Annotated in this window: 15 protein-coding genes; 11 read left to right on the top strand and 4 right to left on the bottom strand. The window is 70.6% G+C overall.

Annotation, left to right across the window (positions count from 1 at the left end; all coding sequences use genetic code 11):
• Positions 1–57 precede the first annotated feature (57 nt).
• From ACX12L_RS07445 to ACX12L_RS07425, 5 genes are all read left to right on the top strand, one after another.
• On the top strand, positions 58–2028 hold the full coding sequence (locus ACX12L_RS07445; RefSeq protein WP_459262036.1) for a DNA topoisomerase IV subunit B: 1971 nt from the start codon (positions 58–60) through the stop codon (positions 2026–2028).
• A gap of 56 nt (positions 2029–2084) precedes the next feature.
• Positions 2085–4436, top strand: a complete 2352-nt coding sequence (gene parC, locus ACX12L_RS07440) for a DNA topoisomerase IV subunit A (protein ID WP_459262035.1) — start codon at positions 2085–2087, stop codon at positions 4434–4436.
• 105 nt (positions 4437–4541) lie between these two features.
• Positions 4542–5756 carry a selenium metabolism membrane protein YedE/FdhT gene (yedE, locus tag ACX12L_RS07435; protein WP_459262034.1) on the top strand — a complete coding sequence of 405 codons (1215 nt, stop codon included), beginning with the start codon at positions 4542–4544 and terminating at the stop codon, positions 5754–5756.
• A gap of 11 nt (positions 5757–5767) precedes the next feature.
• On the top strand, positions 5768–6016 hold the full coding sequence (gene yedF, locus ACX12L_RS07430) for a sulfurtransferase-like selenium metabolism protein YedF (RefSeq protein WP_459262033.1): 249 nt from the start codon (positions 5768–5770) through the stop codon (positions 6014–6016).
• A 10-nt stretch (positions 6017–6026) separates the two neighbouring features.
• Entirely contained in the window at positions 6027–6386 is a 360-nt protein-coding gene (locus tag ACX12L_RS07425) for a DsrE/DsrF/TusD sulfur relay family protein (RefSeq protein ID WP_459262032.1), read from the top strand.
• A gap of 27 nt (positions 6387–6413) precedes the next feature.
• Here the strand turns inward: ACX12L_RS07425 and ACX12L_RS07420 are convergent, their stop codons facing one another.
• Positions 6414–6872 carry a RidA family protein gene (locus ACX12L_RS07420; RefSeq protein WP_459262031.1) on the bottom strand — a complete coding sequence of 153 codons (459 nt, stop codon included), beginning with the start codon at positions 6870–6872 and terminating at the stop codon, positions 6414–6416.
• Positions 6873–6995: 123 nt separating this feature from the next.
• Between ACX12L_RS07420 and ACX12L_RS07415 the strand changes: the two genes are divergently transcribed.
• Both ACX12L_RS07415 and ACX12L_RS07410 read left to right on the top strand, forming a co-directional pair.
• Positions 6996–9434: a DNA internalization-related competence protein ComEC/Rec2 gene (locus tag ACX12L_RS07415; RefSeq protein ID WP_459262030.1), complete on the top strand. Its 2439-nt coding sequence runs from the start codon at positions 6996–6998 to the stop codon at positions 9432–9434.
• 137 nt (positions 9435–9571) lie between these two features.
• Positions 9572–11008, top strand: coding sequence for an NAD-dependent succinate-semialdehyde dehydrogenase (locus ACX12L_RS07410; protein ID WP_459262029.1), 1437 nt, complete (start codon positions 9572–9574; stop codon positions 11006–11008).
• A gap of 49 nt (positions 11009–11057) precedes the next feature.
• Here ACX12L_RS07410 and ACX12L_RS07405 read toward each other — a convergent pair whose 3' ends face one another.
• The 3 genes from ACX12L_RS07405 to ACX12L_RS07395 form a co-directional block, all read right to left on the bottom strand.
• Complete coding sequence (locus ACX12L_RS07405) at positions 11058–11957, bottom strand: sulfurtransferase (protein ID WP_459262028.1); 900 nt, start codon at positions 11955–11957, stop codon at positions 11058–11060.
• A 52-nt stretch (positions 11958–12009) separates the two neighbouring features.
• Positions 12010–12921 carry a DMT family transporter gene (locus ACX12L_RS07400; RefSeq protein ID WP_459262027.1) on the bottom strand — a complete coding sequence of 304 codons (912 nt, stop codon included), beginning with the start codon at positions 12919–12921 and terminating at the stop codon, positions 12010–12012.
• Between the two features lie 98 nt (positions 12922–13019).
• The gene (locus ACX12L_RS07395; RefSeq protein WP_459262026.1) at positions 13020–14159 is read right to left on the bottom strand and encodes an aromatic ring-hydroxylating oxygenase subunit alpha; all 1140 of its coding nucleotides are present in this window, start codon (positions 14157–14159) and stop codon (positions 13020–13022) included.
• Positions 14160–14433: 274 nt separating this feature from the next.
• On the opposite strand from ACX12L_RS07395, the gene ACX12L_RS07390 reads away from it, so the two are divergent.
• From ACX12L_RS07390 to ACX12L_RS07375, 4 genes are all read left to right on the top strand, one after another.
• Positions 14434–14676 (top strand): exodeoxyribonuclease VII small subunit, encoded by a 243-nt coding sequence (locus ACX12L_RS07390; RefSeq protein WP_459262025.1) that lies wholly within the window; start codon positions 14434–14436, stop codon positions 14674–14676.
• On the top strand, positions 14676–15569 hold the full coding sequence (locus ACX12L_RS07385; protein WP_459262024.1) for a polyprenyl synthetase family protein: 894 nt from the start codon (positions 14676–14678) through the stop codon (positions 15567–15569). Before ACX12L_RS07390 ends, ACX12L_RS07385 begins: the two co-directional genes overlap by 1 nt.
• Positions 15570–15650: 81 nt before the next feature.
• Positions 15651–17543, top strand: a complete 1893-nt coding sequence (dxs, locus tag ACX12L_RS07380) for a 1-deoxy-D-xylulose-5-phosphate synthase (protein WP_459262023.1) — start codon at positions 15651–15653, stop codon at positions 17541–17543.
• A gap of 133 nt (positions 17544–17676) precedes the next feature.
• Positions 17677–18759 carry a TRAP transporter substrate-binding protein gene (locus ACX12L_RS07375; protein WP_459262022.1) on the top strand — a complete coding sequence of 361 codons (1083 nt, stop codon included), beginning with the start codon at positions 17677–17679 and terminating at the stop codon, positions 18757–18759.
• Positions 18760–18774: the final 15 nt, after the last annotated feature.

The following is an 18774-nucleotide window of genomic DNA, read 5'->3' as shown; positions in this document are numbered from 1 at the left end:
ACGCCCGTTGAATCGGCGAAAGACTGGCTTTATATCCAGCACTACAATGCGCCGCCTATGGCAAGCAAACCCGCATCCGACTACTCCGAAAGCGCCATCCGAGTCCTCAAGGGCCTGGAGCCCGTCAAGCAGCGCCCGGGCATGTACACGCGCACCGACAACCCCCTGCACGTCATCCAGGAGGTGCTGGACAACGCCGCCGACGAGGCGCTGGCGGGTTTTGGCAAGAAGATCAAGGTCACGCTGCACCAGGACGGCTCGGTCAGCGTGGAGGACGACGGCCGCGGCATCCCCTTCGGCCTGCACCCCGAGGAGGGCGCGCCGGTGGTCGAGCTGGTGTTCACGCGATTGCACGCGGGCGGCAAGTTCGACAAGGGCCAGGGCGGGGCCTACAGCTTCTCCGGCGGCCTGCACGGCGTGGGCGTGTCGGTGACGAATGCGCTGTCCACGCGGCTGGAGGTGTCCACGCACCGCGAGGGCCAGGTCGCGCGCCTGGCCTTCGCCGCGGGCGACGTGGCCGAGCCGCTGGTGGCGCGGCCCCTGCAGCCGGGCGAGCGCAGGCAGGGCACGACGGTGCGCGCCTGGCCCGACGCCAAGTACTTCGAGTCCGCCCAGCTGCCCATGGGCGAGCTCACCCACCTGCTGCGCAGCAAGGCCGTGCTCATGCCCGGCGTGACGGTGCAGCTCGTCAACGAAAAGACGCGCGAAACCCAGACCTGGCAGTACAAGGGCGGCCTGCGCGACTACCTGGGCCAGACGCTGGCCTTCGACCCGGTGATCCCGCTGTTCGAGGGCGAGGGCTATGCCGACAGCGCCAGCGAGAGCTTCGCCGAGGGCGAGGGCGCGGCCTGGTGCGTGGCCTTCACCGAAGAGGGCGCCCCGGTGCGCGAGAGCTACGTCAACCTGATTCCCACCAGCGCCGGCGGCACGCATGAAAGCGGCCTGCGCGACGGCCTGTTCAATGCCGTGAAGGGCTTCATAGAGCTGCATTCGCTGCTGCCCAAGGGCGTGAAGCTGCTGCCCGAGGACGTGTTCGCGCGCGCCAGCTACGTGCTGGCGGCCAAGGTGCTGGACCCGCAGTTCCAGGGCCAGATCAAGGAGCGCCTGAACTCGCGCGACGCCGTGCGCCTGGTCTCCAGCTTCGTGCGCCCGGCGCTGGAGCTGTGGCTGAACCAGCATGTGGACTACGGCAAGCGCCTGGCGGAACTCGCCATCAAGGCCGCGCAGACGCGCCAGCGCGCGGGGCAGAAGGTGGAGAAGAAAAAGGGCTCCGGCGTGGCCGTGCTGCCCGGCAAGCTGACGGACTGCGAAAGCCGCGACATCGCCTACAACGAGGTCTTCCTGGTGGAGGGCGACAGCGCCGGCGGCAGCGCCAAGATGGGCCGCGACAAGGAGAACCAGGCCGTGCTGCCGCTGCGCGGCAAGGTGCTCAACACCTGGGAGGTGGAGCGCGACCGGCTGTTCGCCAACACCGAGGTGCACGACATCTCGGTCGCCATAGGCGTGGACCCGCATGGCCCCGGCGACCAGCCCGACCTGTCGGGCCTGCGCTACGGCAAGATCTGCATTCTGAGCGACGCCGACGTGGACGGCTCGCACATCCAGGTGCTGCTGCTGACGCTGTTCTTCCGCCACTTCCCCGGGCTGATAGCGGCCGGCCACATCTACGTGGCGCGCCCGCCGCTGTTCCGCGTGGACATCCCGGCGCGCGGCAGGAAGCCCGCCGCCAAGCTCTACGCGCTGGACGAGGGCGAGCTCGAAGCCATCCTCGACAAGGCCGCCAAGGACGGCGTGCCGCGCGAGAAATGCCAGATCAGCCGCTTCAAGGGCCTGGGCGAGATGAACGCCGAGCAGCTGTGGGAGACCACGCTCAACCCCGACACGCGGCGCCTGTTGCCCGTGCAGCTGGGCGCGCTGGACTTCGCCGCCACCGAGGGCCTCATCACCAAGCTCATGGGCAAGGGCGAGGCAGCCTCGCGCCGCGAGCTCATGGAGCTGCACGGCGACGCGGTGGAAGTGGATATTTGATGTTTTTGGCCTCCAGCGCTTATCTGGCAAGCGCTGGCAGCTCCTATTTTTAAAGCATGAGCGATCAACCTGTTCTCGATTTCTCCGGCGCCGGCGCGGACGACGCCCTCGGCCTGGGCGGCTACGCCCAGCGCGCCTACCTGGAATACGCCCTCTCCGTCGTCAAGGGCCGCGCCCTGCCCGACGTGTGCGACGGGCTCAAGCCCGTGCAGCGGCGCATCCTCTACGCCATGGAGCGCATGGGCCTGTCCTACGGTGGGCCGAACGGCAGCGTGCCCGCCAAGCCGGTGAAGAGCGCGCGCGTGGTGGGCGACGTGCTGGGGCGCTTTCACCCGCATGGCGACCAGTCGGCCTATGACGCGCTGGTGCGCCTGGCGCAGGACTTCAACCAGCGCTACCCGCTCATCGACGGCCAGGGCAACTTCGGCAGCCGCGACGGCGACGGCGCGGCGGCCATGCGCTACACCGAGGCGCGCCTGGCCCGGATCAGCAGCCTGCTGCTGGACGAGATCGACATGGGCACGGTGGACTTCCAGCCCAACTACGACGGCAGCACGCAGGAGCCGCGCCAGCTGCCGGCGCGCCTGCCGTTCGCGCTGCTCAACGGCGCCAGCGGCATCGCCGTGGGCCTAGCCACCGAGATTCCCAGCCACAACCTGCGCGAGGTGGCCGACGCCTGCGTGGCCCTGGTGAAGAACCCGCGGCTGGCCGACGAGGAGCTGTTCGCGCTGATCCCCGGCCCGGACTACCCCGGCGGCGGCCAGATCATCAGCAGTGCCGCCGACATTCAGGAGGCCTACCGCGGCGGGCGCGGCAGCCTGAAGGTGCGCGCGCGCTGGAAGATCGAGGACCTGGCGCGCGGCCAGTGGCAGATGGTGGTGACCGAGCTGCCGCCCGGCGTGTCGGCGCAGAAGGTGCTGGAGGAGATCGAGGACATCACCAACCCCAAGGTCAAGACCGGCAAGAAGGCCCTGACGCAGGAGCAGAACCAGCTCAAGGCCAGCGTCCTGGCGCTGCTCGACGGCGTGCGCGACGAGTCCAGCAAGGACGCGCCCGTGCGCATCGTCATCGAGCCGAAGACCGGCAAGGTGCCGCAGAGCGAGCTCATCACCACGCTGCTGGCGCACACCAGCCTGGAGACGTCCGCCCCCGTCAACCTGACCATGGTGGGGCTGGACGGCAAGCCTGTGCAGAAGTCGCTGCGCCAGATGCTGGAGGAATGGGTGGCGTTCCGCCAAGCCACCATCACGCGGCGCAGCCAGCACCGGCTGCAAAAGGTGCTGGACCGCATCCACATCCTCGAAGGCCGGCAGCTGGTGCTGCTGAACATCGACGAGGTGATCGCCATCATCCGCCAGTCGGACGAGCCCAAGGCGGCGCTGATGGCGCGCTTCAACCTCTCCGACCGGCAGGCCGAGGACATCCTGGAAATCCGCCTGCGCCAGCTCGCCAGGCTGGAGGCCATCAAGATCGAACAGGAACTCAAGGAGCTGCGCGCGGAGCAGGGCCGGCTGGAGGACATCCTGGCCAACCCCGCCTCGCTGCGCCGCCTGATGGTCAAGGAGATCGAGCAGGACGCGAAGCAGTTTGCCGACGCGCGCCGCACGCTGATCCAGGCCGAGAAGAAGGCCGTCGCCGAGGTGAAGGTGCTGGACGAGCCCGTCACCGTGGTGGTGTCGGAAAAGGGCTGGGTGCGCGCGCGCCAGGGCCATGGGCACGAGGCCGGCAGCTTCGCCTTCAAGGCCGGCGACGGCCTGTACGGCACCTTTGAATGCCGCACCGTGGACACGCTGATCGTCTTCGGCAGCAACGGCCGCGTGTACTCGGTGGCCGTGTCGCTGCTTCCCGGCGGGCGCGGCGACGGCCAGCCCATCACCACGCTGATCGACCTCGAATCGGGCACCCAGCCCGTGCACTACTTCGCCGGGCCGGGCGCCGCGGCGCTGCTGCTGGCGGGCTCGGGCGGCTACGGCTTCCTGTCCACCGTGGAGCACATGAGCGGGCGCAACCGCGGCGGCAAGGCCTTCGTCAGCCTGGCCGAGGGCGAGCGCCTGTGCCGCCCCTCGCACGCCGCCTGCGGCAGCGGCAGCCAGCCCCTGGCATCGGCCACGCACGTGTGCTGCGCGTCCGTGGGCGGGCGCGTGCTGACCTTCGAGATCGGCGAGCTCAAGCTCATGGAAAAGGGCGGCCGCGGCCTGATGCTGATCGACCTGGAGGACAAGGACGCGCTCGCCGGCGCCGCCGCCTACACGCGCAGCGTGCGCTTTGCCGGCGTGGGCCGCGGCGGCAAGGCGCGCGAGGAGACGCTGGAAATCCGCAGCCTGAACAACGCCCGCGCCGCGCGCGGGCGCAAGGGCAAGGCGGCGGACCTGGGCTTCAAGCCAGCGGACGTGGTGCGCGCGGAGTAACAACGGCCCGGGTGGCGTTCAGGTCACAATATGCGTCCGCGGCAGCCTCCGGCGCTGCTCGCGCCATCGCTTGCACGTGCTGCGGCAGCCATCCCTTTTCCCATCATGCAAACCTGGCAAGACTTCAAGCACCAGTACCTGGTGCGTTTCTGGTTGCCCGTGCCCGCCGTGATCGCGGCCGGTGTTCTGGCGGCGTACTACTTCGGCATCACCGGCACCTTCTGGGCCGTCACGGGCGAGTTCACGCGCTGGGGCGGCCACGTGCTGATGTTCCTTGGCGTGGACATCTCCAGCTGGGGCTACTTCAAGCTCATCGGCATGCAGGGCACGCCGCTCACGCGCATCGATGGCGTGATGATCATCGGCATGTTCACCGGCTGCCTGGCCGCGGCGCTGTGGGCCAACAACGTCAAGCTGCGCCTGCCGCACCACCGCATACGCATCGCGCAGGCCGTGGTGGGCGGCATCATCGCCGGCTTCGGCGCGCGCCTGGCCATGGGCTGCAACCTGGCGGCGTTCTTCACCGGCATTCCCCAGTTCTCGCTGCATGCCTGGTTCTTTGCCATCGCCACGGCCGTGGGCTCGCTGGCCGGCGCCAAGGTCAGCATGTGGCCCATGTTCCGCATACCCGTGCGGCTGCAAAAGGTGAGCGCGGCCCGGCCGCTGGCCCAGCATGCGGCGCAGGCCGCCAGGCGCTTTCGCCTGGGCATGCTGCTGCTGGCGGCGTTCCTGGCCTGGGCGCTGTCCATGGTGCTGGATACGCCCAAGCTGGGCTTCGCCGCGCTGTTCGGCCTGGCCTTCGGCCTCATCATCGAGCGCGCACAGGTGTGCTTCACCTCGGCGTTCCGCGACCTGTGGCTCACCGGGCGCACGCAGATGGCCAAGGCCATCATCATCGGCATGGCGGCCAGCGCCATCGGCGTGTATGGCTATGCGCAGCTGGGGCTGGAGCAGAAGATCTTCTGGGCCGGGCCGAATGCCGTGATCGGCGGCCTGCTGTTCGGCTTCGGCATCGTGCTGGCCGGCGGCTGCGAGACGGGCTGGATGTACCGCGCCGTGGAGGGCCAGGTGCATTACTGGTGGGTGGGCCTGGGCAATGTGCTGGGCTCCACGCTGCTGGCCTTGGTCTGGGACGACCTGGCGCCCGTGATTGCGCTCGACTACGGCAAGGTGAATCTGCTCAAGCTCTTTGGGCCGCAGGGCGGCCTGCTGGTCACCTATGGGCTGCTGGCGCTGGCCCTGGCCCTGGTGCTGGCCTGGGAGCGGCATTTCTTCCGCCGGCGCAAGCTGCCGGCCAGCATCCAGGGCGCTGCCGCCTGAAAGGAGCAACCATGTCCCACGACAGCACCGAAACCTACATCCCCACCTATCGCCTGGACATGATGGGCGAGCCCTGCCCGTATCCGGCCGTGGCCACGCTGGAGGCCATGCCGCAGCTCCAGCCCGGCGAGATTCTGGAGGTGATCTCCGACTGTCCGCAGTCGATCAACAACATTCCGCTGGACGCGAAGAACCACGGCTACGAGGTGCTGGCCATCCAGCAGGACGGGCCCACCATCCGCTACCTGATCCGCCGTTGAAAGAGCGCATATGACGCAGCAAAACATCCTCATCATCATCCACGCCGCGCCCCATGGCAGCGAGCGCTGCCTGTCCGGCCTGCGCGTGGCCAACGCCCTGGCCGCGCGGGCCGACATCGCCGGGGTGCGCGTGTTCCTGATGTCCGACGCCACCGCCGCGGCGCTGCCGCACCAGAACGACGGCGCGGCCAATGCCATTCAGACCCTGGTGCAGGAACTGGTGGCCGCCAAGGCGCCCGTGCTGCTGTGCCGCACCTGCGCGCTGGCGCGCGGCCTGGCCGACCTGCCGCTGATCGGCGGCGTGGGCATCGGCACGCTGGCCGACCTGGGCGACTGGGTGGTAGCGGCCGACAAGGTCATGACGTTCTGACGCACCGCCCCCGGCTCTCTTGGCCGGTCAGTCGATCTCCGCGATCAGCTCGATCTCCACGCAGGCGCCCAGGGGGATCTGCGCCACGCCGAAGGCGCTGCGCGCGTGCTTGCCCTTGTCGCCGAACACTTCGCCCAACAGCTCGCTGGCGCCGTTGGTGACCAGGTGCTGCTCGGTGAAGCTGCCCGTGGAGTTGACCAGGCTCATCAGCTTCACGATGCGCTGCACGCGGTTCAGGTCGCCGCCGGTGGCGGCGTGCAGCGTGCCCAGCAGGTCGATGGCCACGGCGCGCGCGGCGGCCTTGCCCTCCTCGGTCGTGATGTCCTTGCCGAGCTGCGCCACCCAGGGCTTGCCGTCCTTGCGCGCGATGTGGCCGCTCAGGAACAGCAGGTTGCCGGTCTGCACATAGGGCACGTAGGCGGCGGCGGGCACGGCCACCGGGGGCAGGGTGATGTGGAGTTCCTTCAGCTTGTCGTAAACGCTCATGGCAGTCCTCGAAAACACATAAACAGCAAAACGGGGCGCGTACCTTAGCATGCGCCCATGAGCGCGCCGGCGTCCGTGTTGCCGCAGGAATCGTCTGCCCGGGACGGGCAGGCTCCCCCGCCCATGTCCGGCGCCTGGGGCCCAGCCCCGGCGCTGGCCGGCGGCGTGCTGGGCGTGGCGCTGCAGCTGCAGCAGGCGGACTTGTGGCCCTGGCCCGCGTATGCCGCGCTGCTGGGGGCCGGCCTGGCGTGCGCGGCGTGCCTGGTCCGGGCCGGGCGGGCATATGGGCCACGGCCCTGGCGGGGCGCGGCCGTGCTGCTCGCCGCCGCGGCGCTGCTCCACGGCCTGTGCGGGCTGCGCGCCGCTACATTCGCGGCCGATGCCCTGGCGCCCGAACTGGAAGGGCGCGACCTGCAGGTCACCGGCGTCATCGCAGCCATGCCGCAGCCGCGCGAGACCGGCCTGCGCCTGCGGCTGGCGGTGGAGTCGGCGCGGCGCGACGGCGCGCCTGTGGCGCTGCCGCCGCTGCTCGACCTGACCTGGTACGCCGGCGGCCCGGACCAGGGCGCGCAGGCCCGGCCCCCGCCCGCCGTGCGCGCGGGCGAGCGCTGGCGCCTGACGGTGCGCCTCAAGGCCCCGCATGGCGGGCGCAACCCGCATGGCTTCGACTACGAGCTGTGGCTGTGGGAGCAGGGCGTGCAGGCCACCGGCTACGTACGCAGCAGCGGCCGGCTGGATGCGCTGCACGGCGCGCCCGAGCGCCTCGCCGCCACCTGGCGCTACCCCGTGGAGCGGCTGCGCCAGCAGGTGCGCGACGCCATCCTGCGCACGCTCGACCCCGGCGCTGATGCCGCGCGCCAGCGGGCCGCGGGCGTGGTCGCGGCGCTGGTCACGGGCGACCAGCGCGCCATCGAGCGTCCCGACTGGGACCTGTTCCGCGCCACGGGCGTGGCGCACCTGATGAGCATCTCGGGCCTGCACATCACCCTGTTCGCCTGGATCGCGGCGGCGGCCATCGGCCGGGCCTGGCGCCGCTCGCCGCGGCTGTGCCTGGTGCTGCCCGCGCCCACGGCGGCGCTGGCCGGCGGGGTGCTGCTGGCCGGCGCCTATGCGCTGTTCAGCGGCTGGGGCGTGCCGGCGCAGCGCACCGTGTGCATGCTGGCCACGGTGGCGCTGCTGCGCCTGTCGGGGCGGCGCTGGCCCTGGCCGCAGGTGTGGCTGCTGGCCTGCGCCGCGGTGCTGCTGGCCGACCCGTGGGCGCTGCTGCAGGCGGGCTTCTGGCTCAGCTTCGTTGCCGTGGCGGTGCTGTTTGCTACCGATATGGGAGCTGCTGGCGCATGTCCAGAGGGCGCTAGAGGCCGTTTTCATGCACTGCTGCGCGAGCAGTGGGTGGTGACGCTGGCGCTCACCCCGCTGACGCTGCTGCTGTTCGGGCAGGTGTCGCTCGTGGGCCTGCTGGCGAATCTGCTGGCGATTCCGTGGACCACGCTGGTGGTCACGCCGCTGGCGCTGCTGGGCGTGCTGTGGGCGCCGCTGTGGCAGGCGGCGGCCTGGTGCGTGCAGGGGCTCACGGGGCTGCTGCAATGGCTGGCCTCCTGGCCCTGGGCGCAGCTTGCCCTGCCCATGGCGCCGCTGTGGGCTGGCGTGGCGGCCGTCGCCGGGGGCGCGCTGCTGGCGCTGCGCCTGCCCTGGGCCCTGCGCCTGCTGGGGCTGCCGCTGCTCCTGCCGGCCCTGTGGTGGCAGGCGCCGCGCCCGCCGGCGGGGCAGTTCGAGCTGCTCGCCGCCGACGTGGGCCAGGGCCAGGCGGTGCTGGTGCGCACCGCCGGCCATGCGCTGCTGTACGACGCCGGCCCGCGCTACCACCAGGACAGCGACGCTGGCGAGCGCGTGCTGGCGCCGCTGCTGCGCGCCCTGGGCGAGCGCCTGGACCTGCTGGTGCTGAGCCACCGCGACAGCGACCATACCGGCGGCGCCGCGGCCGTGCTGGGCGCGCAGCCCCGGGCGCGGCTGCTGGGCTCGATAGAGGCCGGGCACCTGCTGCAGGCGCTGCGCCCGGCCCGGCCCTGCGTGGCGGGGCAGGGCTGGAGCTGGGACGGCGTGCGCTTCGAGGTGCTGCACCCGCCGCAGGACATGCTGGCGGCCGCGCCCGGCGCCCGCGCGCCCAAGACCAACGCCCTGAGCTGCGTGCTGCGCATCACCGCCGCGGGCGGCGCATCCGCCCTGCTGGCGGGCGACATCGAGCGCGCGCAGGAGCAGGCCCTGGTGGCCGCCGCCGCGCCCCTGGCGGCGGACGTGCTGCTGGTGCCGCACCATGGCAGCAAGACCTCGTCCAGCGACGCCTTCGTGGACGCCGTGCGCCCGCGCCTGGCCCTGGTGCAGGCCGGCTACCGCAACCGCTTCGGCCACCCCGCGCCCGAGGTGGCGGCGCGCTATGCGCAGCGCGGCATCGCCCTGGTGCAGACGCCGCGCTGCGGCGCGGCGCGCTGGTCGTCGGACCAGCCGCAGGCCGTGCACTGCGAGCGCGAGGCCGCGCGCCGCTACTGGCACCACGTCGTCCCCTGAGCCTTGGGCTGGAGCAAGGGCGCAATTCCCGCATCCTCAGTCGGGTGCTGGCCGCATGGAGCGTTGCCGGCGCGGCCTACGCCCTATAGTCAGCGGGTTCATCCCACCCAGTACAGCAATACCAAGGAGCCAAGCGCATGAGCTACCCCGATACCCGCCTTTTCATCGCCGGCCAATGGCAGGACGCCGCCAGCGGCAAGACCCTGGCCGTGCACAACCCGGCCACGGGCCAGGAGATCGGCCGCGTGGCCCATGCCGGCATCCCCGACCTGGACCGCGCCCTGGCTGCCGCGCAAAAGGGCTTCGAGGCCTGGCGCGACATGCCGGCGATCGAGCGCGCCAAGGCCATGCGCCGCGCCGCCGCCCTGGTGCGCGAGCGCGCCGACGCCATCGCCGCCATCATGACGCAGGAGCAGGGCAAGCCCCGCGCCGAGGCGCGCGCGGAGACCATGGCCGCGGCCGACATCATCGAGTGGTTCGCCGACGAGGGCATGCGCGTGTACGGCCGCATCGTGCCCTCGCGCAGCCTGGCCGTGCGCCAGCTGGTGGTGAAGGACCCGGTGGGCGTGGTGGCCGCGTTCACGCCCTGGAACTTCCCCATCAACCAGGTGGTGCGCAAGCTGGGCGCGGCGCTGGCCGCGGGCTGCGCGGTGCTGGTCAAGGCGGCCGAGGAAACGCCGGCCAGCCCTGCCGAGCTGATCCGCGCGTTCGCCGACGCGGGCCTGCCCGCGGGCGTGGTGGGCCTGGTCTACGGCAACCCGGCGGAGATCTCCAACCACCTGATCCCGCACCCCATCGTGCGCAAGGTCACCTTCACCGGCTCCACGCCCGTGGGCAAGATGCTGGCGGGCCTGGCCGGCCAGCACATGAAGCGCGTGACCATGGAGCTGGGCGGCCACGCCCCGGTGATCGTCTGCGAGGACGCCGACATCGAGCTGGCCGTCAAGGCCTCGGGCGGCGCCAAGTTCCGCAATGCCGGCCAGGTGTGCATCGCGCCCACGCGCTTCCTGGTGCACGAGAGCGTGCGCGCCGACTTCGTGGCCGCGCTCACGCGCCACGCCCAGGGCCTGAAGGTGGGCGACGGCCTGGCCGAGGGCACGCAGATGGGCCCGCTGGCCAACCCGCGCCGCGTGGCCGCCATGGCCGAGCTGCTGGGCGATGCCGTCCAGCGCGGCGCCATCGTGCGCACCGGCGGCGAGCGCATCGGCGAGGTGGGCAACTTCTTCGCGCCCACGGTGCTCGACAACGTGCCGCAGTCCGCGCGCATCTTCAACGAGGAGCCCTTCGGCCCCGTGGCCTCGGTGCGCGGCTTCACGCAGCTGGAGGACGCCATCGCCGAATCCAACCGCCTGCCCTATGGCCTGGCGGGCTACGCGTACACCCGCTCGCTGAAGAACGCGCACCTGCTGAGCCAGCGCGTGGAAGTGGGCATGCTGTGGATCAACCAGCCGGCCACGCCCTCGGCCGAGCTGCCGTTCGGCGGCATCAAGGATTCGGGCTACGGCTCCGAGGGCGGGCCGGAGGCGCTGGAGGCCTGCCTGAATACGCGCGCGATCTCCATCACCAACGTCTGATCGCCAGCGCTGAGGTTCCCTCTCCCCTTGCGGGAAGGGGGCTCGCGCCTCAGCCGCGCTCCACGGGCCGGGCCGGGTCGCTGCACCACTCGCTCCAGCTGCCCGCGAACAGGGCCGTCGGCCCCAGGCCGGCCACTTCCATGGCCAGCAGGTTGGGGATGGCGCTCACGCCGCTGCCGCACTGGTGCACCACGCTGGCGGCGGGGCGTTCGCCCAGCAGGGCCTCGAACTCTGCGCGCAGTTGCTGCGCGCTCTTGAAGCGCCCGTCCGGCCCCAGGTTCAGGCCGAAGGGGCGGTTGAGCGCCCCCGGGATATGGCCCGCCACCGGGTCCAGCGGCTCGACCTCGCCGCGAAAGCGCGGCGTGGCGCGTGCGTCCACCAGGGTCTGGCCGCCGTTGCCCAGGCGGTCCAGCACGTCCTGCGCGCTCACCAGGCGGCGCAGCGGCGCGCGCAGCGCGAAGCTGGACTGGAAGCGCGCCGGCTCCTCGCCGCCGGCCAGTTCGCCGCCCATCGCCTGCCAGGCCTGCAGGCCGCCGTCGAGCATGGCCACGGCGTCGTGCCCCGCCCATTTGAGCATCCACCACAGGCGCCCGCAGTAGTTGGCGCCGTTGCGGTCGTAGACCACGGCCTGCATGCCGTTGGAAAAGCCGATGTCCGACAGCCACGTGGCGAATCGCTCGCGGCCCGGCAGCGGGTGGCGCCCGCCCGAGGCGGGCGCGTCGGATGCCGAGGCGGTGAGGGTGCCGCCCCGCCCGGGCGCGCCGTGCCGGGCGCTCAGGTCCTTGTCGAGGTCGGCGTACAGCGCGCGGGGGATGTGGGCCTCGCGGTACTGCGCGGCGCCCAGCGAGGGCTGGGCCAGGTCGAAGCTGCAGTCGAACACCATGAGCGGCTGGCCGCCGCGCATGAGGGCCTGCAGGTCGGAAACGGAGATCAGCGTGGTGAAGGGCATGGAAGCGCTCCGTCGAGGAATGTCGAAGCCTTCATTGTGGCCCTTGCAGTCCCTAGTGTTCCTCCGCCGGCGTGTCCGGCACCGCGCGGGTGCGCAGCACGGTCGCCGCGATGCCGCTGGCGATGATGACCGCCATGCCGGACCAGGCCGCCAGCGGCAACTGGTCGCCGAACAGCAGCACGCCGTAGATGCCGGCGAAGACGATGCCCGAGTACTGCAGGTTGGCCACCACCAGCGTGCCGCGCGGCGTGAGGGCGCGCGAGTAGGCGCGCGTCATGCACAGCTGCCCCAGCGCCGCCAGCATGCCCAGCGGCAGCAGCCACAGCGCGGGCCAGCCGGGCCAGGAGGACATGCCCGTGACGGCCATGGCCGCCGCGCCCGCCACGGCCGATCCGGTGGCGAAGAAGAACACCGTGCGCGTCTCGGGCTCGCCCAGGCGCGAGAGCGCCACCACCTGCATGTAGGCCAGGGCCGCGCCCAGGCCCGAGCCCAGGCCGATCAGCGCGGCGAAGCCCTGGTCGTCGCCCAGGCTGGGCCGCAGCATCAGCACCACGCCCGCGAAGCCCGCCAGCACCGTCAGCAGCAGCGGCACCTGCAGCGGCGGGCGCGGCTGGCGGCTGGAGGGGCGCCACGTGATCAGCGCGCCGCCGACGATGAAGGCCGCGACCCACACGCTGCTCATGTAGTTGAGCGTCATCGACGTGCCCAGCGGCAGGTGGGCGATCGCGTAGAACCATGCGCCGATGGAGAGGACGCCGATCAGGCTGCGCCAGGCGTGCATGCCGGGGTAGCGCGTCGCCAGCGCCACCTTCTGCGAACGCGCGAGCCACCAGAGCACGGCCATGCCGATGATGCCGCGGTAGAACACCAGCTCGGCCGAATTGAAGTAGGCCGAGGCGAATTTGACGCACACCCCCATGCTGGCGAACAGGAATGCCGCCAATACCATCCAGAGCGCTTGCATGGGTACCTTGATTCTTATACTGAAAATAGCTGCTGGCGCTTGATGCAAAAGCGCCAGCAGCTATTCTTATGGTAGCAAATGACGTGGGCGGCGGGTGGTCAGGCCTCGGGCACGGCGTCGCCCAGGCGCTCGCGGTACCACTCGTGGAAGTGCTGCATGCCGTCCTCCATGGGGCTCTGGTAGGGGCCGACCTCGTTGTCGCCGCGCTCCATCAGGGCCTTGCGGCCCGCGTCCATGCGCTCGGCGATCTCGTCGTCCTCGATGCAGGTCTCCATGTAGGCGGCGCGCTGGGCCTCGACGAACTCGCGCTCGAAGGCCACGATCTCCTCGGGGTAGTAGAACTCCACCATGTTCAGCGTCCTGTCCACGCCGATGGGGTGCAGCGTGGAGACGGTGAGCACGTGCGGGTACCACTCCACCATGATGTGCGGGTAGTAGGTCAGCCAGATGGCGCCGCGCTTGGGTAATTCGCCGCCCTGGTATTTCAGCAGCACCTCGTGCCACTTTTTGTAGACGTCGGAGCCCGGCTTGCCGAACGTGGGCGCCACGCCCACGGTCTGCACGGAATACTCCCTGGCGAACTCCCAGCGCAGGTCGTCGCAGGTGACGAAGTTGCCCAGGCCGGGGTGGAACGGGCCGACGTGGTAGTCCTCCAGGTAGACCTCGATGAAGGTCTTCCAGTTGTAGTTGCACTCGTGCAGCTCCACGTGGTCGAGCACGTAGCCCTCGAACGACAAGTCGTGCTGCGGGCCCATGCCGGCCAGGTCCGCGGCGATGTCGCGGCCGTTGTCCTCGAACAGCAGGCCGTTCCACTCGCGCAGCTGGTAGTTGTTCAGGTTCAGGCAGGGGTCGTGCGCGAAATGCGGCGCGCCCAGCAGCTCGCCGCTGCTGGAATAGGTCCAGCGGTGGATGGGGCACACGATGTTGCCGCCCGCATGGCCCTTGCCCTGGGCCTGCAGGTTGCCGCGGCCCTTGAGCATCACCGCCTGGCGGTGGCGGCAGACGTTGGAGACCAGCCCCACCCGGCCATCGGCGCCCCGCACCAGCGCGCGGCCCTCGCTCTCCTGGGGCAGGGCGTAGTAGTCCCCGGCCTCGGGCACGCTCAGCGCGTGCCCGACATAGCGGGGGCCCTGCCGGAAGATGGTCTCCAGTTCGCGCCGCAGGAGCGCCTCGTCGAAGTAGCTGGAAACGGGTAGTTGGCTTGCGGCCTGCTGCAGTCGAAGACTTAAATCAGACATGGGTGACCTGACCTAAAGACTCCCCACAGGGAGGGTGCGAGTGCGCACGGACAATAGAAAAAACGAAACCGGCCCAGGGAAAGACTCCATAGCCGGTTCGTATCGAAGGAATGGGATTATAGATGGTGGGGTTATTTCCGCGGCGTCCGTACTGGTATTGCCCGAGCTTGCCGTGCACGCCCGGGCCCGCGGTCCGGGCGCACGCCGTCCGCGTGTTTGTGGAGCAGCGCCTAAAATTGCCCGTTTCCACTTGGCGCCAGGCGCCCCACCATCCATGCCCAAGGCCCCCGCCGCCCCCGCACCACAGCCCGATCCCGCGAGCTACGAAGCCGCGCTGGAGGAGCTCGAGCAGCTCGTGGCCCGCATCGAGTCGGGGCAGCTGCCGCTGGAGCAGATGCTGGCGGGCTACCAGCGCGGCGCGGTGCTGCTGAACTTCTGCCGCGCGCGCCTGGAGGCCGTGCAGGACCAGATCAAGGTGCTGGACGAGGGGGCGCTGCAGCCATGGACGCAGGAGTGATGCCTACCTCGGACTACGACTTCGCCCGCTGGATGCGCGGGCAGCTCGCGCAGGTCGAGGCGGGGCTGTCGCTCTGGGTGCGGCATGACGCGCCCGCGGGCCTGGGCGCGGCCATGCGCTATGCGGTGCTCGACGGCGGCAAGCGCCTGCGCCCGCTGCTGGTGCTGGCGGCCTGCGAGGCCGTGGGCGGGCTGGGCCAGGCCGCGCTGCGCGCCGCCTGCGCGGTGGAGCTGATCCACGCCTACTCGCTCGTGCACGACGACATGCCCTGCATGGACAACGACGTGCTGCGCCGCGGCAAGCCCACGGTGCACGTGCGCTTCGGCCAGGCGCAGGCGCTGCTGGCCGGTGACGCGCTGCAGGCCCTGGCCTTCGAGCTGCTGGCCCCCGAGGACGGCGTGCCCCCCGCCATGCAGGCCCGCCTGTGCCGCCTGCTGGCCCAGGCCGCGGGCGCCGACGGCATGGCCGGCGGCCAGGCCATAGACCTGGCCAGCGTGGGCCAGCGGCTGACGGAGGACGAGCTGCGCCGCATGCACCGCCTCAAGACCGGGGCGCTGCTGCGCGCCAGCGTGGTCATGGGCGCGGCCTGCGGCGAGCCCGCCGGGGTGGCCGAGCAGGCGCTGGCGCAGTATGGTGCGGCCATAGGCCTCGCGTTCCAGGTGGTCGATGACGTGCTGGACGTGACGCAGGACTCCGCCACCCTGGGCAAGACCGCGGGCAAGGATGCCGCAGGCGACAAGCCCACCTACGTCTCGCTGATGGGGCTGGATGCCGCCCGGGCCCATGCCGAGGCGCTGCGCGCCGAGGCGCATGCGGCGCTGGCCGCGAGCGGCCTGGCGGACACGCGTGCGTTGGCGGCGCTGGCCGACATGGTGGTGCGCCGCTCGCACTGAAGGTAAAAGGCTGATCATTGAAGCCAAATTGGCCGCTTGCGCTTGTCCATCAAGCGCTGGCAGCTAGGAAAAAAAGAGCTTATGTCCACGACGAACTACCCGCTGCTCGAACGCGTGAACGACCCGGCCGACCTGCGCCGCCTGCCGCGCGCCGAGCTCAAGAGCCTGGCCAACGAGTTGCGCGCCTTCGTGCTGGAGAGCGTGTCCAAGACCGGCGGCCACCTGTCGTCCAACCTGGGCACGGTGGAGCTCACGGTGGCCCTGCACGCCGTGTTCGACACCCCGCGCGACCGCCTGGTGTGGGACGTGGGCCACCAGACCTATCCGCACAAGATCCTGACCGGCCGGCGCGAGCGCATGGCCACGCTGCGCCAGCTCGGCGGCCTGTCGGGCTTCCCGCAGCGCGCCGAGAGCGAGTACGACACCTTCGGCACGGCGCACTCGTCCACCAGCATCTCGGCGGCGCTGGGCATGGCGCTGGCGGCCAAGCAGAAGGGCGAGGACCGCCGCTGCGTGGCCATCATCGGCGACGGCGCCATGACCGCCGGCATGGCCTTCGAGGCGCTGAACAACGCCGGCGTGGCGGACGCCAACCTGCTCGTCATCCTCAACGACAACGACATGAGCATCAGCCCGCCCGTGGGCGCGCTCAACCGCTACCTGGCGCAGCTCATGAGCGGCCAGTTCTACGCCAAGGCGCGCGACGTGGGCCGCAGCGTGCTCAAGAACGCGCCACCGCTGCTCGAACTCGCCAAGCGCCTGGAGCAGCAGGCCAAGGGCATGGTGGTGCCGGCCACGCTGTTCGAGAAGTTCGGCTTCAACTACATCGGCCCCATCGACGGGCACGACCTGGACTCGCTCATCCCCACGCTGGAGAACATCAAGAGCCTCAAGGGCCCGCAGTTCCTGCACGTGGTCACGAAGAAAGGGCAGGGCTACAAGCTCGCCGAGGCCGACCCCGTGGCCTACCACGGCCCGGGCAAGTTCGACCCGCGCGTGGGCCTGGTCAAGCCCGCCACGCCGCCGAAGCCGACCTTCACCCAGGTCTTCGGCCAGTGGCTGTGCGACATGGCCGCCAAGGACCAGCGCCTGGTGGGCATCACGCCGGCCATGCGCGAGGGCTCGGGCATGGTGGAGTTCCACCAGCGCTTCCCCGGCCGCTACTACGACGTGGGCATCGCCGAGCAGCACGCTGTGACCTTCGCCGCGGGCATGGCCTGCGAGGGCGTGAAGCCCGTCGTGGCGATCTACTCCACCTTCCTGCAGCGCGCCTACGACCAGCTCATCCACGACGTGGCGCTGCAGAAGCTGCCCGTGGTCTTCGCGCTCGACCGCGCGGGCCTCGTGGGCGCGGACGGCGCCACGCACGCGGGCGCCTACGACATCGCCTTCGTGCGCTGCATCCCCCACATGAGCATGGCCTGCCCCGCCGACGAGCGCGAGTGCCGCCAGCTGCTCACCACCGCCTACGAGCAGGACCACCCCGTGGCCGTGCGCTACCCGCGCGGCGCCGGCGTGGGCGTGGCGCCGCTGGCCAGCCTGGAGGGCCTGCCCTTCGGCAAGGGCGAGCTGCGCCGGCAGGGCCGGCGCATCGCCATCCTCGCCTTCGGCACGCTGCTGTACCCGGCGCTGCAGGCGGCCGAGAAGCTCGACGCCACCGTGGTTAACATGCGCTGGGCCAAGCCGCTGGACACCGAACTGCTGCTGCAGGTGGCCGCCGGGCACGAGGCCCTGGTCACCGTGGAGGAGGGCTGCATCATGGGCGGCGCCGGCAGCGCCGTGGGCGAGGCCCTGAACGCCGCCGGCGTGCTGCGCCCGCTGCTGCAGCTGGGCCTGCCCGATGTGTTCATAGAGCACGGCGACCCCGCCAGGCTGCTGGCCCTGCAGGGGCTGGACGCCGAAGGCATCGAGCGCGCCATCGCGCAGCGCTTCTGCGCCAGGCCGGCGGCCGTGCCGTCGCGCGCCGTGGCATGAGGGCATCCCTGGATACCCTCGGTCGGTGTTCAGGCTGCAATAACTAATTACACTTGAGCGGCTCTAGGGGCAGTGCGGCGCCGCGCCGCCTGCCGGAGTTTCGTCTGCGGATCAAACATTGGAGATATCACTCATGGATCGTCGCTCTCTCATCAAAAATGCGGGCCTGGCTGGTGTGCTGGCTGCCGGTGTGGCTCCGGCCGTGCATGCCCAGGCGGCAGTGCGCTGGCGCATGGCCACCTCGTTCCCGAAGTCGCTGGAAACCCTGCACGGCGCGGGCGTGAAGTTCGCCGAGACCGTCAAGGCGCTCTCGGGCGGCAAGTTCGAGGTGTCGGTGCACGCGGCCGGCGAGCTGATGCCCGCGTTCGGCATCGTCGATGCGCTGTCGGAGGACACCATCGAGATGGGCCTGACGGCGGCCTACTACTACACCGGCAAGGACCCGGCCTTCGCCTTCAGCTGCGCCGTGCCGTTCGGCCTGACCGCCGGCCAGAACCAGGCCTGGAAGGAGCACGGCAACGGCCGCAAGCTGCTCAACGAGCTGTTCGCCAAGTACAACTTCCAGACGCTCAGCGCGCTCAACACCGGCACGCAGATGGGCGGCTGGTACCGCAAGGAGATCAAGTCGCCCGCGGACTTCAAGGGCCTGAAGATGCGCCTGGGCGGCGGCGTGTTCGGCGAGTCCATGGCCAAGCTGGGCGTGGTGGCGCAGAACATGCCCGCCGGCGAGGTGTACCAGGCGCTGGAGAAGGGCACGCTGGACGCGGTGGAGTTCGTCGGCCCCTACGACGACGAGAAGCTGGGCTACAACAAGGTCGCCAAGTACTACTACTACGGCGCCTGGTGGGAAGGCGGCGCCGACCTGGAGTTCTTCGTCAACAACAAGGCGCTGGCCAAGCTGTCGCCCGAGAACCAGGCCATCGTCAAGGCGGCCGCCGCCGTGGCCAACCAGGACGGCACTTCCAAGTACCTGATGCTCAACCCGGTCTCGCTCAAGCGCATGGTTGGCTCGGGCACCCAGCTCAAGCCGTTCCCCAAGGCCGTCGTCGAGGCCGGCTTCAAGGCCGCGCAGGAGGTCTATGCCGAGCACAGCGCCAAGGAACCCGCCTTCAAGAAGATCTACGAAGACCTGCGCGCCTTCCAGCGCGACCAGATCCTGTGGAACCGCATCTCCGAGCTGCCGTTCCTGCAGACCATGGCTTCCGTGAAGATCTGACCTTCACCCTGGCGG

The organism is Alicycliphilus sp. T452 (assembly GCF_054512775.1).
Note: the sequence above shows the minus strand (reverse complement) of the source record. Positions and strands in the feature narration are given on the sequence as shown.

Coding starts and splice junctions, on each gene's coding strand:
- ACX12L_RS07420 (WP_459262031.1), bottom strand. CDS start 6,872: ATGAGCGTTTACGACAAGCTGAAGGAACTCCACATCACCCTGCCCCCG.
- ACX12L_RS07445 (WP_459262036.1), top strand. CDS start 58: ATGGCAAGCAAACCCGCATCCGACTACTCCGAAAGCGCCATCCGAGTC.
- ACX12L_RS07375 (WP_459262022.1), top strand. CDS start 17,677: ATGGATCGTCGCTCTCTCATCAAAAATGCGGGCCTGGCTGGTGTGCTG.
- yedE (WP_459262034.1), top strand. CDS start 4,542: ATGCAAACCTGGCAAGACTTCAAGCACCAGTACCTGGTGCGTTTCTGG.
- ACX12L_RS07385 (WP_459262024.1), top strand. CDS start 14,676: ATGCCTACCTCGGACTACGACTTCGCCCGCTGGATGCGCGGGCAGCTC.
- ACX12L_RS07425 (WP_459262032.1), top strand. CDS start 6,027: ATGACGCAGCAAAACATCCTCATCATCATCCACGCCGCGCCCCATGGC.
- yedF (WP_459262033.1), top strand. CDS start 5,768: ATGTCCCACGACAGCACCGAAACCTACATCCCCACCTATCGCCTGGAC.
- ACX12L_RS07405 (WP_459262028.1), bottom strand. CDS start 11,957: ATGCCCTTCACCACGCTGATCTCCGTTTCCGACCTGCAGGCCCTCATG.
- parC (WP_459262035.1), top strand. CDS start 2,085: ATGAGCGATCAACCTGTTCTCGATTTCTCCGGCGCCGGCGCGGACGAC.
- ACX12L_RS07395 (WP_459262026.1), bottom strand. CDS start 14,159: ATGTCTGATTTAAGTCTTCGACTGCAGCAGGCCGCAAGCCAACTACCC.
- ACX12L_RS07390 (WP_459262025.1), top strand. CDS start 14,434: ATGCCCAAGGCCCCCGCCGCCCCCGCACCACAGCCCGATCCCGCGAGC.
- ACX12L_RS07415 (WP_459262030.1), top strand. CDS start 6,996: ATGTCCGGCGCCTGGGGCCCAGCCCCGGCGCTGGCCGGCGGCGTGCTG.
- dxs (WP_459262023.1), top strand. CDS start 15,651: ATGTCCACGACGAACTACCCGCTGCTCGAACGCGTGAACGACCCGGCC.
- ACX12L_RS07400 (WP_459262027.1), bottom strand. CDS start 12,921: ATGCAAGCGCTCTGGATGGTATTGGCGGCATTCCTGTTCGCCAGCATG.
- ACX12L_RS07410 (WP_459262029.1), top strand. CDS start 9,572: ATGAGCTACCCCGATACCCGCCTTTTCATCGCCGGCCAATGGCAGGAC.